The organism is Cupriavidus sp. 05L310, assembly GCF_056398185.1.
Window position 1 is genome coordinate 225,699 of the sequence record NZ_JBFTOX010000007.1, and the last position, 18,469, is coordinate 244,167.

An 18,469-nucleotide genomic window follows, 5' to 3' on the forward strand; every position below is an offset into this window, starting at 1 on the left:
CATGTGGTTCACCCGCCTGTCCATCCATAACCCCGTGCTGGCCACCATGATGATGATGGCCTTCGTCGTCATCGGCCTGTTCTCCTACCAGCGCCTGCCGGTCGACCAGTTCCCGGACATCACCTTCCCGATCGTGGTGGTGCAGACCGAGTACCCTGGCGCCGCGCCGGAATCGGTCGAATCGGATGTCACCCGCAAGATCGAGGAGATCGTCAACACCATTTCCGGCATCGACGAGATCTTCTCGCACTCCTACCAGGGCAACTCGGTGGTGGTGATCAAGTTCGACCTGACCGTGGACGTTGGCCAGGCCGCGCAGGACGTGCGCGACAAGATCGCGCTGATCCGCCCGCAGTTCCGCGACGAGGTGAAAGACCCGCGCGTGCTGCGCTACGACCCGTCAGAGGCGCCGGTGTTCTACCTGTCGGTGTCGAATGCGCCGGGCGCCGAGCGCACGCAGCGCGAGCTGACCACCATTGCCGACCAGATCGTGCGCAAGCGGCTGGAGACGGTGCGCGGCGTGGGCGCCATCAGCCTGGTGGGCGGCACCAAGCGCGAGGTGGAGATCCGCATCCGCCCTGCCCAGCTGGAGGCGCTCGGCATTGGCGTGAACCAGGTGATGGACGCCATCCGCAACGAAAACCAGGAACTGCCTGCCGGCGAGTTGCGCTCCTCCTCGACTGAGACGGTGGTGCAGATCAAGGGACGCGTCATCTCGCCGGACGACTTCCGCCACATCATCGTGGCCCGGCGAGCCGGCCAGCCGGTCACGCTGGAACAGGTCGCCGACGTGCGCGACGGCGAGGAGGAGCAGGAGAGCCTGGCCATGCTGGACGGCAAGCGCGCGCTGTTCCTGGCGGTGGTGAAGGCGCAGGGCCAGAACACCGTGGATACCGTCGACGGCCTGATCAGGATGACTGACGAGGTACGCAAGCTGGTGCCCGCTGGCGTGCAGCTTACCGTGGTCAACGACGCCGCGCGCGGCATCCGCAGCAGTGTCAAGGAAGTCCGCTCCACCCTGCTCGAAGGCGCCTTCCTGACGGTGGCGATCGTGTTCCTGTTCCTCGGCTCCTGGCGCAGCACGGTGATTACCGGGCTGACCTTGCCGATCGCGCTGATCGGCACCTTCGGCGTGATGTACATGTTCGGCTTCACGCTCAACGTGATTACGCTGATGGCGCTGTCGCTGTGCGTGGGCCTGCTGATCGACGATGCCATCGTGGTGCGCGAGAACATCGTGCGCCATAACCTGATGGGCAAGGACCACCGTACAGCGGCGCTGGACGGCACCAACGAGATCGGGTTGGCGGTGCTGGCCACCACGTTCTCCATCGTCGCGGTGTTCCTCCCGGTGGGCTTCATGGGTGGCATCATCGGCCGCTTCTTCCACCAGTTCGGCGTGACCGTGGTGGCGGCGGTGCTGATCTCCATGTTCGTCTCTTTCACGCTGGACCCGATGCTGTCCTCGGTCTGGCATGACCCGGACCTGCACGGCACCGGCAACAAGAAGAGCCTTTACGGCCGTACCGTGGGCCGCATGCTGGACTGGTTCTCGGCGCGCATGGATGCGCTCGGCCACGGCTATGGGTCGATGCTGGGCTGGGCGCTCAAGCACCGGATCGCCACGGCCATCATTGCCGTGGCGACGTTCTTCGGCAGCTTCGCGCTGGTGCCGCTGATCGGCACCGAGTTCGTGCCCGCCGCCGACCTCGGCGAAACGCAGGTGGGCTTCACCACGCCGGTGGGCACCTCGCTGGCGGTCACCGAAGCCAAGGTCAGGCAGGTGGAAGCCGCGCTCAAGACCTTCCCCGAAGTGGCCTACACCTATGCCACCATCAACTCGGGCAATACCTCCGGGCGCAACAACGCGCTGGTCTCGGTACGCCTGATCGAGCGCCGCGCGCGCAAGCTCACCACCACGCAACTCAACCCGATGATCCGCGAGCGACTGGCGGGCATCGCCGGCATCACACTGACCATGGTCGGCATGCCCGACGGCGCCGGCGGACAGAAGGCGCTGCAGGTGTCAATCCAGGGCGACGACCTGGAAACGCTGCGGCGCCTGTCGGTGGAGGCCAGCCGGCGCATGGCCGCGGTGCGCGGCCTGACCGACCTGGATTCCAGCATGAAGGACGACCGCCCTACGGTGGAAGTACGCATCCGCCGCGAGCTGGCGTCCGACCTGGGCGTGGGCATTGTCCAGATCGGCAACGCGCTGCGCCCGCTGCTGGCCGGCGACGCCATCAGTTCCTGGCGCGCTCCCGACGATCAGAATTACGACGTACGCGTGCGCCTGCCCAAGGACGCGCGCACCGGCATGGCCGACCTCAGCGCGCTGATGATCGCCAGCAACCAGACCAACACCGACGGCTCGCCGCGCATGGTGCCGCTGCGCCAGATCGCCGAACTGGTGCCCACCACCGGCGCCAACCAGATCAGCCGGCGCGACCTCAACCGCGAAGTGGAACTGACCGCCAATACAGCGGGGCGCTCGCAGGGCGAGGTCGCGCGGGAGGTCAAGACGGTGCTGGACGGCATGAACTGGCCGGCGGGCTACAAGTATCGCTTCGGCGGTTCCACCAAATCGATGAACGAATCGTTCGGCTTCGCGGTATCGGCGCTGGCGCTGGCGGTTATCTTTATCTACATGATCCTGGCCTCGCAGTTCGCCAGCTTCTTCCAGCCCATCGCCATCATGACCTCGCTGCCGCTCACGCTGATCGGCGTGTTCGCGGCGCTGCTGCTGTTCCGCTCCACGCTGAACATGTTCTCCATCATCGGTTTCATCATGCTGATGGGGCTGGTGACCAAGAACGCCATCCTGCTGATCGACTTTGCCAACCAGGCCCGGCGCGGCACCGACGGCCAGCCGCCGATGTCACGCGAGGCGGCGCTGGTGGCCGCCGCACGCGTGCGGCTGCGGCCGATCCTGATGACCACGCTGGCCATGATCTTCGGCATGGTGCCGCTCGCTTTCAGCCTGGGCGAAGGCGCGGAGCAGCGCGCGCCGATGGGCCAGACGGTGATCGGCGGCATCATCACCTCGTCGATCCTGACCCTGGTGGTGGTGCCGGTGATCTATACGTACCTGGACGATTTCGGCGCCTGGCTGGGCCGGCTGTGGCGTGGCAAGGAGGCGGCTCCCGCCCGCGCCGCCGCGCCGCGGGCGGCCGATGCGCCCGCCCACGGGCCGGCGAGTGCGGAATGAGGCAGCGCCGGCGGATACCCGGAATGCCGTGGCCCTGGCCAGACTGCGGCATGCAGGCCACACCCGGGGCCACGCGCTTGGGCAACTGCCTTGACGAAGAGTTAAAATCTCAGGTTTGACGGATTTCCCCGGCCCTGGCACCGCGCGGCCGGAATTCAGAACTGATTAGCGGTTGGCATTGGAAGGAATGGCAAGATGGATCTCGAGAAAGCCCGATTCAACATGATCGAACAGCAAATCCGCCCGTGGGATGTGCTGGATCAGGAAATCCTGGACCTGCTGGCGGTGGTCAAGCGGGAACAGTTCGTGCCGCAGGCCTACGCCGCGCTGGCCTTCGTCGACATGGAAATCCCGCTGCCGGGCGGCCAGAACATGCTGGCCCCGCGCGTGGAAGCCCGCATCCTGCAAGACCTGGCCGTGCGCAAGCACGAACAAGTGCTTGAGATCGGCGCCGGCTCCGGCTACATGGCCGCCCTGCTGGCGCACCGCGCGCGCCACGTGCTGGCCGTGGACATCCTGCCGGAACTGGCCGCGCTGGCCCGCAAGAACCTGACCGACGCCGGCGTGACCAATGTCGACGTGGCCGAAGGCAATGCCGCCGCCGGCTGGGCCGCCAGCGCGCCTTACGACGTGATCTGCATCTCGGGCGCGCTGCCCTCGGTGCCGGCGTTCATCCTGTCGCAAGTCAAGGTTGGCGGGCGCATCGCCGCGTTCGTCGGCGCCCTGCCGGCCATGGAGGCCCAGATCATCACGCGCGTCAGCGAGACCGAGTACAAGACGGTCAACCTGTTCGAGACTGCCGTCACGCCGCTGATCGGCGCCGAGCAGCCTTCACGCTTTCACTTCTGAGCGGGACCCAGGACATGCAGTTAATCAACGCCCCCGAACTGGCACATTGGCTGGCCGACACCGGCCGCGCACAGCCGGTGCTGCTCGACGTACGCGAAGGCTGGGAAGTGCAGACGTGCGCCATGCCCGGCATCACCCATATCCCGATGGGCCAGATCCCGGCACGCGCCGCCGAGCTCGATGAGGATGCCGATATCGTCTGCATCTGCCATCACGGCGCGCGCAGCATGCAGGTGGCCAGCTTCCTCGAGCGGCAAGGATTTGCCAAGGTCTACAACCTGACCGGCGGCGTGCACGCCTGGTCCGAGCAGGTCGACCCGGCGATGCCGAAGTACTGAGCATCACCAGCACTAGCAGCACTAGCAGCAGCACAAGCATCAATCCCAGGGCGCCGGCTTCCCGCGGCGCCGATTCCCTAGAACGCTGATCGTTAGAAACGTTAGCCGCGCGCCCGGTGCCCGGCAGACTGGAGATGTCATGAGGTTTGCGCTTTTCCCTGCGCGGGGCGTGCCCAAGACGCGCCTGGCACTGACGGGTTCCCTGCTTGCGCTGCTGCAACTGCCGGCCGCGCATGGCGCCGACCTGCTCCAGGTCTACCGCGACGCGCAAGCCAACGATGCGCAGTTCGCCAGCGCGCGTTCGCAACTGACGGCCACCCTGGAAAAGCTCCCGCAGGGACGCTCCGGCCTGCTGCCGCAGATCAACGGCACGCTCGGCGCCACGCGCACCAACATCGACCAGACCGTGCCGTTCGTGGCGGACCGCTTCATCAACAACAATAACTGGACCCTGCAACTGGTCCAGCCGTTGTTCCGCTGGGATCGCTGGGAGACCTACAAGCAGGGCGAACTGGCAGCGCTGGCTGGCGAGGTCACCTTCAGCCAGGCACAGCTCGACCTGATCACCCGCACTTCGCAAGCCTACTTCGACGTGCTGGCCGCGCAGGACAACCTCTACCTGGCCGGCGCGCAGAAGAAGGCAATCGGCGAGCAGTTGGCGCAGGCCAAGCGCAACTTCGAGGTCGGCACCGCCACCATCACCGACGCCAACGATGCGCAGGCCCGCTACGATCTCGCCACCTCGACCGAAATCGCGGCGCAGAGCGACCTCGAAATCCGGCGCGCCAACCTGCAGCAGATCACCAGCAAGCCGGTCGACGAACTGCTGGGATTGCGCCCCGCCGCCCCCCTTCCCGGTCCGCAGCCGGCCGATGTGAACACCTGGGCCAGCCAGGCCGAGAACACCAATCCGCAAGTGGGCCTGGCCCGCTACAACCTCGACACCGCGCAGCGCGAGTACAACAAGGCGCGCGCCGGCCACCTGCCCACGGTCGACCTCGTAGCGTCCTATGGCTTCGTCAACTCCACCGGCAATGCCACGCAGCAGGTCAATATTTCCAGCCGCTACAACAGCGCCCAGATCGGCGTGCAACTGAACGTGCCGATTTACAGCGGCGGCCAGATCCAGTCGCGCGTGCGCGAGACCGCGGCACTGGCCGACAAGGCCGCCAGCGACCTCGAGTTCGCGCGCCGCACCGCCGCCCAGAACGCGCGGCAGACGTACTCGGGCGTGTCCAACGGCCTGGCGCAGGTCAAGGCACTGGAAGCCGCCGAGCATTCGGCGCAGAGCGCGGTGGAATCCAACCAGCTCGGCTATGAAGTGGGCGTGCGCATCAATATCGACGTGCTGAACGCCGAGGCGCAGCTGTTCTCCACCCGCCGCGACCTGGCCAAGGCGCGCTACGACACCATCATGAACGGGCTGCGCCTCAAGGCGGCGACGGGTGCGCTGACCGAGGACGATGTCGTGCAGATCAACACGCTGCTGACCTCGGCGCCGGGCTCGATGTACAAGCTGCCGGACAAGGTAAAGCTCGGCACGGCATCGCCGGCGGGTATGCCGCCAGCGGCAAAACCCCCTGCCACACGCAAGGAAACCATCGCCGGAGCGCCCGCGCCACGCAGCTGAATGTGAATACCGGCTGGCGGACGGCCAACCGGTATCCGCTCAAAACAAAACCGCTGAAGCTTCAGCCACGGCGCCATCCTGCTGGCAAAGGTGGATCTACGCGGGCGGTCTCCCCTCTCCCCCTGAGGGGAGAGGGAGCAAAACCCGTCGCCATTTCAATCGGCGTTGGCGCATCTTGTCGGCTTCGGCAAATGTCCCAGGTTTGTCAGCAAGCTCAGTTGGCCCGCGTACGGGACTCCACGCTCAGCAATTGCCACCGGATAGCCGAAGCGTCGGCTGGCGGGTTCTCCACCCGGGTCTCGCGCACGCGCAAGGTGTATGCGATGCCCGGCTCGAAATCCAGTCCCTCGATCGGGCCATACCAGAGCGTCCACGGCGCATTCGGATTGTCGCGCACGCGATAGCACGTCTGCCGGCCCATGCCTGAGCATTCCACCCGCTGCGAATCCACGTACACCGTCTTCTCGACGCCGCCGGCCGCTGCCTGCGCATCCAGCCTGGCGCCGCGCCGGCCCACGCCTTCGCGCTCGATGAATTGCAGCAGATCGCCGTCGGCGGTCTTCCAGATGATCTGGCGTCCCGTCGACCCGGCCGACGGCTGCGTGCCCACGGTCGTGAACGGCGACTGCATGGCCTTGAGCAGCGCAGCCTCCAGCTCGCCGCGCGGCGGCACGCAGGCCATGCGCGTGCCGGCCAGCCTGTCGAAACGCATGCCGGTTGCCGTCTTGCCGTAGCCGCCGGTAAAACGATTGCAGCCGCTGTAGCCGCTGACGGTGCCTTGCGCCGAATCGATGCCGCCATTGAACTCAAAGATGATCGGCTCGCCGTTGTCGCCATGCGGGATGGACCTGAGCGTGCCGTCGGCCTGCTGCCAGCGCACCAGCTCCCAGCGGCTGGGGCCGCCGGTCTGCGCCTGGTTCAGGCTGACCCCGGCGCCGGGCGAATCCGGCGCGGGCGATGTGGCGCACGCGCCCAGGGCCGCGGCAAGCATGACGGCGGCGGCGGCACGCGCAGCCAGCGCGCCGGGCGAAAGACGAATGGTTTTCTGCATCTGAAAAGCTCCTGGTAGGGGGGGCGCGGCCTGGCCGGCCCGCGCGCCGCTCCGGGGCGGCTTTGCGGGCCTGATAGGGCCGCGAGTCTGGCCCTCACGGCAGGTAGTTTAGCGAACTGAGCGCTCGCGTCCCATCGGGCGCTGGCCTACAAGGCCCCGGGTTGCAGCGAAAGGGTCTGCACCTGGCAGGCTGCGCCTAGCCCTAGCGCACCTTGCCGAGCACCTTCTCCAGCGCTGCCACCGTCCGCGCGGTAGCGCCCCGGTGAAGTACCGCGAATTCGCGCGCATTCTCGCGCATGGCGGCAAGCCCGGGCGAATCGCCCAATATCACTGCGGCCGCGCGCATCAACTCGCCGGCATCCGCCACGCGCTCGCAGGCGCCCGCGGCGATCGCGTCCTCGGTGGCCTGCGCAAAGTTGAAGGTATGCGGGCCGATCAGCACCGGCGTGCCGGCGGCACAGGCCTCGATCAGGTTCTGGCCTCCCAGCGGCAGCAGGCTGCCGCCGATAAAGGCGATATCCGCTGCGGCAAAATACAGCGCCATCTCCCCCATCGAATCGCCCAGCAACACATCCGCCGTGACCGGCTCCGGCAGGCCCGATTGCTCCCATGCGGCGGCATCGCCAAGCGCACTACGGCGCTGCACGGAGAAGCCAGCACGCGTCACCAGCCCAGCCACTTCGTCGAACCGCTGCGGATGGCGGGGCACCAGCAGCAAGGCCGGACACGGCACGGCGCCGGGGACGTCGGCCGCCAGCGCGTGCCAGCGCGCGAACGCTTCAAGCAAGAGCGCCTCCTCGCCTTCACGGGTGCTGGTGGCGGCGAGCACGGCGCGCGCGCCGAATCCCTGGCGCAACACGCGGCCACGGCGCAGGCCATCCTCGGGCGGCTGCATATCGAACTTGAGGTTGCCGGTCACCTGCACCGAAGGCAGACCGAGGGCGCGAAAGCGTTCGGCATCGCCCTGCGTCTGCGCCAGCACCGCGGTGAAGTCGCGATACATCGCCGTCGCCGCCCGGCCAAAGCGCGCAGTGCGGCGGAAGCTGCGCGGCGACAGCCTGGCATTGACCAGCAGCAGCGGCACGCCCGCCACGCGGGCGCCTCGCACAAGGCTGGGCCATACCTCGGTTTCCATCAGCATGCCCGCCACCGGACGGAAATAACGCAGGAAACGCCGCACCAGCCAGGGCAGGTCATAGGGCAGATAGCATTGCATCACGCGCGGATGCCCGCCGTACAACTGGGCGCCGGTCTGGCGCCCGGTGGGCGTCATGTGCGTGAGCAGGATGCGATGGGACGGATAGCGCGCCAGCAGCGCATCGATCAGCGGCTGCGCGGCGCGAGTCTCGCCCACCGACACCGCGTGCACCCACAGCCAGGGCCCGGCGGCCGGCAGCTTGCCGTAGGCGCCAAGGCGCTCGCCCACGTGCTGCACATAGCCGGGTTCCTTGCGCGCGCGCCACACCAGGCGCAGCAGCGCCACTGGCAGCGCTAGCAGCCATAACAGGTTATACAAGACGCGCAGCATCAAATCCCCTGCCCGCGCACGCGCCGTGCGGCGGCGTAGACTTCATCGACCGTTGGCACCACGCCGTCGTCACCCACGTTGGCGATGCAATCGGACCAGTACCCTTCGGTCTTCCAGCGCCAGGTGGCGGTATAGATTTCCACGGTCGGCCGGCACAGCGCCGCGGCGATGTGGACCAGGCCCGTATCGACCCCGATCACCACTTCAGCGCGGTTGATCAGGCCGAAACCCTGCATGACGGTGAAACGTGGCAGCACCTGCGCCTGCGGCACGCCGGCGGCGATCTCTTCCGCCGTGCGCCGCTCCGCTTCATTGCCCCAGGGCAGCAGCATGGTCAAGCCTTCGTCCGCCAGCCGCCGGCCGAGGTCGTGCCAGCTGGCCAGCGGCCACTTCTTCTTCGCGCCCGCGGTGGCGTGGAAACATACCGCGTAGCGCGCCGGCAGGCCCGCCCATAGCGGATCGCCGACATGTAGCGCGCGCGCGCCGGGACCGAAAAACCGGGGCGGCTCCGGCGGCGCGAGCCCCGTCAGGGCCGCGCCCAGCAGGCGCGAGCGCCGTACCGAATGGGTCTGGCGCGGCACCGTCACCGAATCGGTATAGAAGAGCCGCGCAGCCGGCTCATAGCCGGAGCCCTGGGTGGCGTTGGCCAGCCCGATCACCGGCGCACCGGCGCGGCGGCTGGCCACTTGGGCCACCACGGCGGTCTTGAGCAAGCCCTGGGTCTCGATCACGGCGTCGTAGGCATCCTCGCCCAGAGCCCGCCTGAACGCACCGATCTCCCGCCAGGTAGCGGCCTGATAGAAGCGCTTGCGCCAGCGGCGCAAGGCGAACGGGATCACCCGCCGCACTTCCGGCAGCAAGCGCACGAGATCCACGTAGCCTTCCTCAACCACCCAGTCGATCTCGCAGTCCGGCCAGCGCGCGCGCAGGTCGTGGATCAACGGCATGTTGTGCACCACGTCGCCCAGCGATGAGACCTTGACCACCAGGATGCGCGGCCGCGCGGGCAGCGCATCCTGCGTCAAGGATTGGCCCGGTATGCCCGATTTGCCCTCCTGGGGCCCATTCAACGGCATCCGCTCAGAACGGGAGTTGCGCGTCCGGCTTTTCCGCCAGGATCACGCGTTTGAACTCGGCCTGGATGCGTGCCAGCGCAGCGTCGTTGTCGGCCTCGAAACGCATCACCACCACCGGGGTGGTGTTGGACGGACGTGCCAGGCCAAATCCATCGGCGTATTCCACGCGCACGCCGTCGATGGTGATGACCTCGCGCGCGCCATCGAACTTCGCATTGGCGCGGATCTTGTCGAGCAGCGTGAAGGCTTCGCCCTCGGCGCACTTGAGCTGCAGTTCGGGCGTGCAGTTGGAGTTCGGCAAGGCGTTCAGCAATGCGCTCGGGTCGGCGTGCTTCGACAGGATCTCCAGCAGGCGCGCGCCCGTGTACAGGCCATCGTCGAAACCGTACCAGCGATCCTTGAAGAACACGTGGCCGCTCATCTCGCCGGCCAGCGGCGCGCCGGTTTCCTTGAGCTTGGCCTTGACCAGCGAATGGCCGGTCTTCCACATCAGCGGCTCACCGCCGTGCTGGCGGATCCAGGGCGCCAGCTTGCCGGTGCACTTGACGTCATAAATGATCTGCTGGCCGGGATTGCGCGACAGTATCTCCTCGGCAAACAGCATCAACTGGCGGTCGGGAAAGATCACCTGTCCGTCCTTGGTCACCACGCCCAGGCGGTCGCCGTCGCCGTCGAAAGCCAAGCCCAGTTCGCAGTCGGTGTCCTTCAGGCAGCGCATCAGGTCCTGCAAGTTTTCCACATGGGCGGGATCGGGATGGTGGTTGGGGAAGTTGCCGTCCACCTCGCAGAACAGCTCCGTCACCTCGCAACCCAGCGCGCGGAACAGGTCGCCGACAAAGGCACCCGCCACGCCGTTGCCGGCATCGAGCGCGATCTTCATCGGGCGCGCCAGCTTGACGTCGCCGACGATGCGGTCCAGGTACTGCTGGCGGATGTCGACCTGCTGGTAGCCGCCGGCGCCGCTGGCGAACTGGCCGGCCTCGATCCGCTGGCGCAGCGCCTGGATCTGCTCGCCGTAGATCGCCTTGCCGGCCAGCACCATCTTGAAGCCGTTGTAGTCGGGCGGATTGTGGCTGCCCGTCACCATGATGCCGGAAGTGGCGCGGCGCCCTGCCAGGTCGACATTGGTACCGAAATAGACCATCGGCGTAGCAACCATGCCAAGATCGATCACATCCATGCCAGCGGCGCGCAGGCCTTCGACCAGCCCGCCCAGCAGGTCCGGGCCCGACAGGCGTCCGTCGCGCCCCACCACCACTGCGCGCTCGCCTTGCTCGGCGGCGGCCGTGCCAAAGGACAGGCCAATCGCGCGCGCCACGTCGCGCGTCAGGGTCTTGCCGACGATGCCGCGGATATCGTAGGCCTTGAAAATGGAAGGATCAATTTGCATGGGTCATCCTGAATATTTGCGGTTGAACCGGTCGACTTTGCCGGCCACCCGTTCCGGCCTGAGCCGGCGCGGCGGGCAAATGCGTCAAAGGCCGTATTTTGCCGGATTGCGGAGGGCACGCCAGTTATAATCGTTCGGCTACGCACGAAAGGGGGCGGCCAGCCGACCCGCATGGCCCCAGGAACACCCGCCGCGCGGGGACCGGCCAGACCTGCCGCAAACTGCTTCGGTTGGCCGTTAGCGGGTTCGCGTCACTCGTCCAGGATTCGGCCCACCGGCACCTCCGGGCCGTGTTTGAGTGCATTTTTCGGATTTTTTGCCCTTTTTTCATCCTGGGCACCTGATGGAACCTTCTGCCGGAGCGACGGCCCTACCGATCAATCCCAGCTCCATTCCCCTAGCCCCCTTTGCGATTTGCCCAGTGCCTTCGCCCCTGCCCCACCACCACCCGCTCCGCCCGCGCATCGCCTACCTGATCACGAACTCCGAGATCGGCGGGGCGCAGACGCACGTCGCCGATCTGCTTCAGGCGCTGCGCGACAGGACCGAGCCCGTGCTGCTGGCCGGGGGGGATGGCCCCCTGCTGGACATCGCACGGGCCGCCGGCGCCCGCACCGTACGCCTGCCGCTGCTTGACAATGCCCTGTCGCCGTTGCGCGCGCTGGCCACGCTGAGGCAACTGCTGGCGGCGTTGCGTGTCGCGCAGCCCGACCTGATCCACGCCCACAGCGCAAAGGCCGGCGCGCTGGGCCGGGTGGCCGGCTGGCTACTCGGCGTCCCGGTGGTCTATACGGTGCACGGCTTCGCCTTCAAGGCCGCGGCCCCGGTCCGCCAGCGCCTTGTCTCGCGCGTGATGGAATGGCTGCTGGCACCGCTGACGGCCCGCCTGATCTGTGTAGCTCAGGCTGAACGGGCGCTGGCCGCGGCACTGCCAATTCCCGCCGCGCGGATCAGCGTGATCCGCAACGGCATTGCCGACAGCAGCGCGCACGCCACGCCCGGGGCGCCGCTGCGGCGCATCGTCATGGTGGCGCGCCTGGCCGCACCGAAGCGCGCCGACCTGCTGATCCGCGCCTTCGCGCGCGCCGCGCTGCCCGATTGCGAACTGGTACTGGCCGGCGGAGGCCCCCAAATGGCCGCCTTGCGGACCCTGGCCGACACCATGGCACCGGGGCGCGTACGGTTTGCCGGCCCGGTCGCAGACGTTCCCGCCCTGCTGGCCTCGGCCCAGGCCTTCGCGCTCGCATCGGACCACGAAGGCTTCCCGTTGTCGGTCCTGGAGGCCATGCGGGCCGGGCTGCCGGTTATCGCCAGCGACCTGCCGGGCATCCGCGAGCAGCTCGACGACGGCGCCTGCGGCCTGCTGGTCGCCGGCAACGACGAACATGCGTGGTCAGGCGCACTGGAACGCGTGGCAGGCGACACCGCCTTGCGCGAGAATCTGGGGCGCGCTGCTCGGACCCGATGGGCGAGGGAGTTCGGCCTGGCGCCGATGGCCGAGGCGACTTGGGCGATCTACCTGCAAGCGCTGGCGGGCGGGCTCGCCGCCGCCCGTGCGGCGGCCAGCACGGGAGCAAGCGAACAATGAACAAGATACACATCGTCGGCCGCCCCGCCCAGCTGACCCGCGCCCAAGGCTCGGAAACCATCCGCCGCGCCAGCCGCATGCTGGCCTGGGCGCTGCTCGGCCTGCTCTTGTTCGGCCTCAATATCGTACTGGCCGAATTCGCGCATCACGCCGGACTTGTCACCTACGTCTTCACCCGCACGCTGCTGTGGTCGGCACTACCCTACCTGTTCTCCTTCGTGTTGTTGCACCGCTCGCTGCACCTGCCCGCCATGGAAGGCAACAGCCTCGTCGGACTGGCCGCCACCCTGCCCTTCGCGGCGCTGCTCTTCGCCTTTGCCGCCTTCCACCTCGAATACTCGCGCGGCGCGCTGCTGCTCAGCTACCTCACCACGCTTGGCTGGATCTGGTTCGGCTACCGGCACTTCGTGCGCAATTACGTACCGGTATTTGGCTACACCGATGCCGCCACGCTGGCACAACTAGAGAAGATCCTCGCCATGCCAGGCGCGGCGCCCGCCAGCCCCACCCGCTTCCAGGCCATCAGCTCGCTCGAGGAAGCGGTGCATTGCGACGGCCTGATGCTGGACCGCAACGCCACCGCCGATCCCGAGCGCACCCGTGTGCTCGCCCAGTTCAAGCTCAGCCACGTGCGCATGTATTCGGTGGACCGGATCGGCGAGATGCTGACCGGCCGCGTCGGCCTGGCACACATCGACGAAAACTTCCTCGACGACTATGCCGCGCACTATTTCTATAGCTTCGCCAAGCGCCTGATCGATCTCGCCGCGGTGGTTTGCCTGGCGCCGCTCGCGCTGCCGTTGGGCGTGGCGGTGGCCATCGCGATCCGCCTCGAATCGCCCGGGCCCGCGCTGTTCCGCCAGGCGCGGGTGGGACTCTTCGGCAAATCCTTCACCATGTTCAAGTTCCGCAGCATGGGATTCGACGCCGGCGCGCCCGCGCAATTCGCCGCCCGCCGCGACCCGCGCGTCACCCGCGTAGGCCGCGTGATCCGCAAATACCGGCTCGACGAAATCCCTCAGCTGTGGAACGTGCTGGCAGGCGATATGAGCCTGATCGGCCCGCGCCCCGAACAGGTACCCATGGTCAAGGAATTCGCCCATACCATCCCCTACTATCCCTACCGCCACCTGGTGCGGCCTGGCTTGTCGGGCTGGGCGCAGGTGCAGCAAGGCTACGTCGGCACGCATGAAGAAACGGTGACCAAGCTCAGTTACGACCTGTATTACGTGAAGCACTGCTCGTTTGCGCTGGACCTGCTGATCGCGGTAAAGACCCTGCGAACATTGTTGACGGGATACGGGGCTCGGTGAACACGCCATCGCTCTCCCAGGGCGCCACGGCCCCCATGCGCATCCTGTTGCTGAGCACCGGCCTGCAGCTTGGCGGCGCGGAGCAGCAAGTGGCGGCGCTGGCGCGGCAATTTGTCGCACTGGGGCATGCCGTAGCGGTGGTCAGCCTGACACCGGGATGCGCGGTGGACCTGCCTGCCACGGTCAGACTGCTGGCGCTCGACATGCGCAAGACACCCCTATCGATGGCTCGGGCATTTTGGCACCTGCGCAGTTTTGTGCGAGAGTGGCGTCCGGAAATCATTCACGCCCATATGGTGCACGCCAACCTGATCGCTCGGGTCCTTGCCGCAGTGTCGCCCTGCCCGCCCGTCATCTGTACCGCGCACAGCGCGCGCGAAGGCGGCAGGATGCGCATGCTCGCCTACCGGCTCACGGACCGCTGGGCGAGCCTCACTACGCATGTCAGCCCGGAAGGCCGCCTGGCGATGGCGAAGTCGGGTGCCGTACCCGGCGCACGCATCATCGTGATACCGAATGGCATCGATACCATCCAGTTCCGCCCCGACCCGGTGGCGAGGAACATGGCGCGGACGGAACTTGGTTTGGATGACGACACGCGCCTGCTGATCAATGTCGGGCGCCTTGTGCCTGAAAAGGCGCAAGACGTATTGATCGACGCATTCGCCCTTTTCCGGGCCGGCACCGAGGTCAAGGCGCGCCTGCTGATCGCCGGCGAGGGACCTGAACGCGCCGCCCTGGAGCGACGTATTCGCCAACAGGAGCTAAGCGGCAGCGTCATGCTGGCGGGCACCCGCCGCGACGTCCCGGCTTTGCTCAACGCGGCCGACCTGTTTGTTCTTTCCTCAGAGATCGAAGGCATGCCCCTGGCTGTGGGCGAAGCGCTTGCATGCGGGTGTCCGGTGGTCGCCACCGACGCCGCCGGCGTCGCGGCGTTGCTCGGCGACTGCGGGACGATCGTGTCCAGGGGCGACGCCCCAGCTCTCGCCACCGCCATCGGCGAAGTGCTTGGGGCCGGCCGCGGCGCGGCGGCCGAGCAGGCCGCCCGGCGCGAGCGCATCGTGTCGCGCTTCAGCCTTGAAGCCGTGGCCCGCCAGTGGCTGGCCTGCTATGCGAGCCTGGCCCGGATGGCTCCCGCGGCCTGTGCGGAGCCCGTCTGATGCAACGCAAGGTTGCCAGTAACCTGGTATGGATGCTGGTCGAACGGGGCCTGCAGGTGGGCGCCGGCATCGGCATCGTGGCCATGCTGGCGCGCGGGCTGGGGCCGGAGGGCTTCGCGCATTTCCAGTATGCGCAGGCCGTGGTCTACATTGCCTCATCGATTGCGCTGATCTGCGGTGGCGAAGTCGTTATCCCGCGCCTGGTGGCCAACCAGAATTCGCTGGCGCAGCATCGGCTGGTGGTCCACGCATTCCGGCTCAGGCTGGCGGCCGGTATTCTCGGCTATCTGCTGATGTGCGCTTTCCTGGTCGTCACCGGCCAGACCATCGAATTCTGGCTACCGGCTTTGATCATTGGGCTGGCTGTGGTGCTCAGGGAACCCTTCGGCATCGTCACTGCGTGGTTGCAAGCGCATACAAGGACCCGCCCGAACACGCTCTTCAATCTTGCCTCGCTGTCGGTAAAGGCCACTGTTGTGGGCCTGCTATTTGCCTTCGGCATTAGCTATGTGCCCGCCTACGCGCTGGCTTTTTCCCTTGAACCGGTCGTAGTGGCCATCTTGCTGACCTCCTACTATCTGGCGCGCTCCCCACGCGCTCGCATCACTTACGACCCTACTCTGATCCGGGATCTGTTCAGTAATGGACTGCTGTTCTGGGCCAGCTTCATGCTAATGATGGGCTCCCGCCGCATCGACCAGTTGCTGCTCAAGCCGCTTGTTCCCCTGAGCGAACTGGGTGCTTATGCGGCCTCCATGCAGATCCTTGACAACTTTGTCATGGTCGCTACCATTCTCTCCGCCGGTATCGCACCGATCTATGTGTACGCACAACCGACGCTGGCTCAGGCACGCCGCAACATCCTCAAGATCGCTGGCGCCATGATGGCAGTCGGCGTCGCCGGCGGCGCATTGATCGCTTTGAGCGCACATTGGATCATCCACCTTCTCTATGGATCCGCCTTCGCCTCGGCAACCGGCCTGCTGCAACTCTCAGCGCTCGCTTCGACGCTGATCTTTGCCGACGTCGGACTTACCTTGCTGCCGATCTATCTGCGGCGTCCGCGCCTGGTCGCGATCAAATGGGGTCTGGTGTTTGCCGTAACGATCGTAATCGATATTGCCGCGATCCCGCGCCTCGGTGTGTATGGTGCCATCCTGGGCTATGCTGTCGCCAACCTGCTCTCGGTTCTGTTTGGTATTGGAATCTGGATGCGAAGTGTAAGAGCGCATCCAGCCACGCAAGAGGCTCGTGCATGACGCGCCCACTGCCACGTCTCTGCTTCCTCACCGGGACACTGAATGTGATGGCCGGCGCGGAACGCATGACCGCCACCATCGCGAACGCGCTGGCAGGGCAAGGCTACACGGTCAGCATCCTGAGCCTTTGGGACCACGCGAGCCGCTTCAGCTTGCATCCGAATGTCAGCCATGAGACGCTGTTTGCGCAACGTCCTTCATTCAAAAGCGCGTACGCTGCCACGGTAGCGGGCATACGACGTCATGTCAGGACACGCAGAATAGATGTGCTGGTGCAGGTCGACACCATGCTCGCCCTCTTTGCGTTGCCGGCAACTCTTGGCCTGGGCGTACGCCACATTGCCTGGGAGCATTGCCATTTCGACGAAGACCTCGGAAAGCCGGCGCGCAGGCTTGCGCGCCGCCTGGCTGCGCACCATTGCGAGGCAATCGTAGTGCTCACGGAACGGGATCGCCGCCGCTGGGTCGAAGCCCTGCGGCCCCGCAGCGCAGTGGTTTGCATCCCGAACCCGTTGCCCTTTGCGATGCCAGTGCAAGCCGCACCCAGGACTAACAAGCTAGTGCTAGCAGTAGGACGCCTGGTAGCTTCCAAGGGTTTCGATGTGTTGATACGCGCTTGGTCGCAGGTGGTTCCGAAGGCTCCGGGCTGGCAAATCGTGATTGTAGGCGAGGGCGAAGAGCGTGCGACGCTGGAAGGTTTGCGCAATCAACTTGGACTTCAGGACAGTGTCACACTACCCGGCGTCTACGCGGATGTGACGGTGGCCTACCAACAAGCATCTATTTTTTGCCTCAGTTCGCGCTATGAGGGCTTTGGGCTAGTACTAATCGAGGCAATGGCATTCGGTTTGCCGATCATATCGACTGACTGCGAAACCGGGCCGCGAGAGTTGCTAGAGGATGGGCGGGAGGCGGTGGTCGTAGGGGTGGACGATGCACAAGCGCTATCGAAGGGAATATTACGACTAATTCAGAATCGAGGCGAAGCCGATCTCCTGAGCCAAGCGGCCCGGGCCAGGGCATATCAGTACTCGCAGCAGCAAATCATGAACCAATGGCAAGTCGTCCTGCTTCAAGAACTCTAGGGGCGTTAGCTTAGCTGTATTAGCTGGGACTCGATCTGACAGATAGTCGGGCTGTTGAATCGAGAAGCGCGACTCAATGCGGGATCAGTTTCTCCTTGGCGAGTTCCAGCGAGTCGAGGAAGGTGCGCATGGGCGTTTTGCCGTAACACCATCGCCCCTGATGTGTACTCGGTGCCGCGGTCGGTCAGCACGCGCGACAGCGGGATGCCATAGCTGTCAAAGAACGGCACAACGCGGTCGTTGAGCAGGTCGGCGGCTGGCAACGGGGTCTTGCGATCGTAGAGCTTGGCAAAGGCCACCTTAGAGTAGGTGTCGACGAAGGTCTGCTGGTAGACGCGGCCCACGCCCTTGAGGGTGCCGACATAGAAGGTGTCCTGGGCGCCGCAATAGCCGGGGCACTCGGATTCGAATTCCCCGTGGGTTTCCTTTTCCAGCTTGGCGCGCTCCAGCGCGGCCAGTTGCGACTCGGTCAGGACCAGCCCTTCCTGCGCGGATTTGGCTTCCAGCGCCTTCAGGCGCTTGTTCATGGTCTCCAGGTCGTGACGCAGCCAGATGCTGCGCACGCCCTGCGGCGACACGTGCAGGGCATGGCGTTTGAGGACCTCGTTGGCAATGCGGATCTGGCCATAGGCGGGCAATTCGAGCGCCAGGGCTACCACGGCGGTTTCGACCTCGGGATCGACGCGATTCTTGAGCAGTGGCCGGCGTCGCGAAATCTCCTGCAACGCGGCTTCGCCGCCTCGCTCGTACAACTCCTTGAAGCGGTAGAAGCTATCGCGCGAATAGCCCATGACGCGGCAGGCCTGGCTCACGTTGCCCAGTTGCCGGGCCAGTTCCAGTATGCCGACCTTGGCACGGATGACTTTCTGTTCCTGAGTCATGGCGGACTCCTTGTGGATTCCGCCGCACACTGGCACTCTGGGCTACGCCCTTCGCACCGATGTGCGGCGGCATGGATAACCAACCACTGTCAGATTTAGTCTAGGCTATTACA

The 18,469-nt window shown here is 66.1% G+C and carries 13 protein-coding genes and 1 pseudogene; 9 read left to right on the forward strand and 5 right to left on the reverse strand.

Annotated elements, in window-relative coordinates; genetic code table 11:
- Nucleotide 1: 1 nt before the first annotated feature.
- From AC1DS6_RS07095 to AC1DS6_RS07110, 4 genes are all read left to right on the forward strand, one after another.
- Nucleotides 2-3,208 (forward strand): efflux RND transporter permease subunit, encoded by a 3,207-nt coding sequence (locus tag AC1DS6_RS07095; protein WP_477102334.1) that lies wholly within the window; start codon nucleotides 2-4, stop codon nucleotides 3,206-3,208.
- Between the two features lie 195 nt (nucleotides 3,209-3,403).
- On the forward strand, nucleotides 3,404-4,057 hold the full coding sequence (locus AC1DS6_RS07100; protein WP_477102335.1) for a protein-L-isoaspartate O-methyltransferase family protein: 654 nt from the start codon (nucleotides 3,404-3,406) through the stop codon (nucleotides 4,055-4,057).
- Nucleotides 4,058-4,071: 14 nt separating this feature from the next.
- Nucleotides 4,072-4,395 carry a rhodanese-like domain-containing protein gene (locus tag AC1DS6_RS07105; RefSeq protein WP_045235998.1) on the forward strand — a complete coding sequence of 108 codons (324 nt, stop codon included), beginning with the start codon at nucleotides 4,072-4,074 and terminating at the stop codon, nucleotides 4,393-4,395.
- 139 nt (nucleotides 4,396-4,534) lie between these two features.
- Entirely contained in the window at nucleotides 4,535-6,025 is a 1,491-nt protein-coding gene (locus AC1DS6_RS07110; RefSeq protein ID WP_477102336.1) for a TolC family outer membrane protein, read from the forward strand.
- 214 nt (nucleotides 6,026-6,239) lie between these two features.
- Here AC1DS6_RS07110 and AC1DS6_RS07115 read toward each other — a convergent pair whose 3' ends face one another.
- The 4 genes from AC1DS6_RS07115 to AC1DS6_RS07130 all read right to left on the reverse strand — a co-directional run bounded on the left by AC1DS6_RS07115 (nucleotide 6,240) and on the right by AC1DS6_RS07130 (nucleotide 11,070).
- Nucleotides 6,240-7,076 (reverse strand): META and DUF4377 domain-containing protein, encoded by an 837-nt coding sequence (locus AC1DS6_RS07115; RefSeq protein ID WP_477102337.1) that lies wholly within the window; start codon nucleotides 7,074-7,076, stop codon nucleotides 6,240-6,242.
- A gap of 202 nt (nucleotides 7,077-7,278) precedes the next feature.
- Nucleotides 7,279-8,604: a lipid IV(A) 3-deoxy-D-manno-octulosonic acid transferase gene (gene waaA / locus AC1DS6_RS07120; RefSeq protein ID WP_477102338.1), complete on the reverse strand. Its 1,326-nt coding sequence runs from the start codon at nucleotides 8,602-8,604 to the stop codon at nucleotides 7,279-7,281.
- On the reverse strand, nucleotides 8,604-9,680 hold the full coding sequence (waaC, locus tag AC1DS6_RS07125) for a lipopolysaccharide heptosyltransferase I (RefSeq protein ID WP_477102339.1): 1,077 nt from the start codon (nucleotides 9,678-9,680) through the stop codon (nucleotides 8,604-8,606). The genes waaA and waaC overlap by 1 nt, the downstream gene beginning before the upstream one ends.
- A gap of 4 nt (nucleotides 9,681-9,684) precedes the next feature.
- On the reverse strand, nucleotides 9,685-11,070 hold the full coding sequence (locus AC1DS6_RS07130) for a phosphomannomutase/phosphoglucomutase (protein WP_477102340.1): 1,386 nt from the start codon (nucleotides 11,068-11,070) through the stop codon (nucleotides 9,685-9,687).
- Nucleotides 11,071-11,491: 421 nt separating this feature from the next.
- On the opposite strand from AC1DS6_RS07130, the gene AC1DS6_RS07135 reads away from it, so the two are divergent.
- Genes AC1DS6_RS07135 through AC1DS6_RS07155 form a run of 5 tightly spaced genes read left to right on the forward strand, consistent with a single transcriptional unit; the run spans nucleotide 11,492 to nucleotide 17,475 of the window.
- Entirely contained in the window at nucleotides 11,492-12,658 is a 1,167-nt protein-coding gene (locus AC1DS6_RS07135) for a glycosyltransferase family 4 protein (protein WP_477102341.1), read from the forward strand.
- Nucleotides 12,655-13,971 carry a sugar transferase gene (locus AC1DS6_RS07140; protein WP_276289465.1) on the forward strand — a complete coding sequence of 439 codons (1,317 nt, stop codon included), beginning with the start codon at nucleotides 12,655-12,657 and terminating at the stop codon, nucleotides 13,969-13,971. Before AC1DS6_RS07135 ends, AC1DS6_RS07140 begins: the two co-directional genes overlap by 4 nt.
- Before the next feature lie 35 nt (nucleotides 13,972-14,006).
- Nucleotides 14,007-15,131 carry a glycosyltransferase gene (locus AC1DS6_RS07145; RefSeq protein WP_477102345.1) on the forward strand — a complete coding sequence of 375 codons (1,125 nt, stop codon included), beginning with the start codon at nucleotides 14,007-14,009 and terminating at the stop codon, nucleotides 15,129-15,131.
- Complete coding sequence (locus AC1DS6_RS07150) at nucleotides 15,131-16,390, forward strand: lipopolysaccharide biosynthesis protein (RefSeq protein ID WP_477102342.1); 1,260 nt, start codon at nucleotides 15,131-15,133, stop codon at nucleotides 16,388-16,390. Before AC1DS6_RS07145 ends, AC1DS6_RS07150 begins: the two co-directional genes overlap by 1 nt.
- The gene (locus AC1DS6_RS07155; RefSeq protein WP_477102343.1) at nucleotides 16,387-17,475 is read left to right on the forward strand and encodes a glycosyltransferase family 4 protein; all 1,089 of its coding nucleotides are present in this window, start codon (nucleotides 16,387-16,389) and stop codon (nucleotides 17,473-17,475) included. The genes AC1DS6_RS07150 and AC1DS6_RS07155 overlap by 4 nt, the downstream gene beginning before the upstream one ends.
- A gap of 164 nt (nucleotides 17,476-17,639) precedes the next feature.
- On the opposite strand, the pseudogene AC1DS6_RS07160 reads toward AC1DS6_RS07155, so the two are convergent.
- Nucleotides 17,640-18,356 (reverse strand): annotated as a pseudogene (locus tag AC1DS6_RS07160) (helix-turn-helix domain-containing protein); the annotation flags it as partial.
- Nucleotides 18,357-18,469: the final 113 nt, after the last annotated feature.

Bases quoted from the DNA above. Each gene is read 5' to 3' on its own strand.
- AC1DS6_RS07155 (WP_477102343.1), top strand. From the start codon at position 16,387: ATGACGCGCCCACTGCCACGTCTCTGCTTCCTCACCGGGACACTGAAT.
- waaA (WP_477102338.1), bottom strand. From the start codon at position 8,604: ATGCTGCGCGTCTTGTATAACCTGTTATGGCTGCTAGCGCTGCCAGTG.
- AC1DS6_RS07150 (WP_477102342.1), top strand. From the start codon at position 15,131: ATGCAACGCAAGGTTGCCAGTAACCTGGTATGGATGCTGGTCGAACGG.
- AC1DS6_RS07115 (WP_477102337.1), bottom strand. From the start codon at position 7,076: ATGCAGAAAACCATTCGTCTTTCGCCCGGCGCGCTGGCTGCGCGTGCC.
- AC1DS6_RS07100 (WP_477102335.1), top strand. From the start codon at position 3,404: ATGGATCTCGAGAAAGCCCGATTCAACATGATCGAACAGCAAATCCGC.
- AC1DS6_RS07145 (WP_477102345.1), top strand. From the start codon at position 14,007: ATGCGCATCCTGTTGCTGAGCACCGGCCTGCAGCTTGGCGGCGCGGAG.
- AC1DS6_RS07110 (WP_477102336.1), top strand. From the start codon at position 4,535: ATGAGGTTTGCGCTTTTCCCTGCGCGGGGCGTGCCCAAGACGCGCCTG.
- waaC (WP_477102339.1), bottom strand. From the start codon at position 9,680: ATGCCGTTGAATGGGCCCCAGGAGGGCAAATCGGGCATACCGGGCCAA.
- AC1DS6_RS07130 (WP_477102340.1), bottom strand. From the start codon at position 11,070: ATGCAAATTGATCCTTCCATTTTCAAGGCCTACGATATCCGCGGCATC.
- AC1DS6_RS07105 (WP_045235998.1), top strand. From the start codon at position 4,072: ATGCAGTTAATCAACGCCCCCGAACTGGCACATTGGCTGGCCGACACC.
- AC1DS6_RS07095 (WP_477102334.1), top strand. From the start codon at position 2: ATGTGGTTCACCCGCCTGTCCATCCATAACCCCGTGCTGGCCACCATG.
- AC1DS6_RS07140 (WP_276289465.1), top strand. From the start codon at position 12,655: ATGAACAAGATACACATCGTCGGCCGCCCCGCCCAGCTGACCCGCGCC.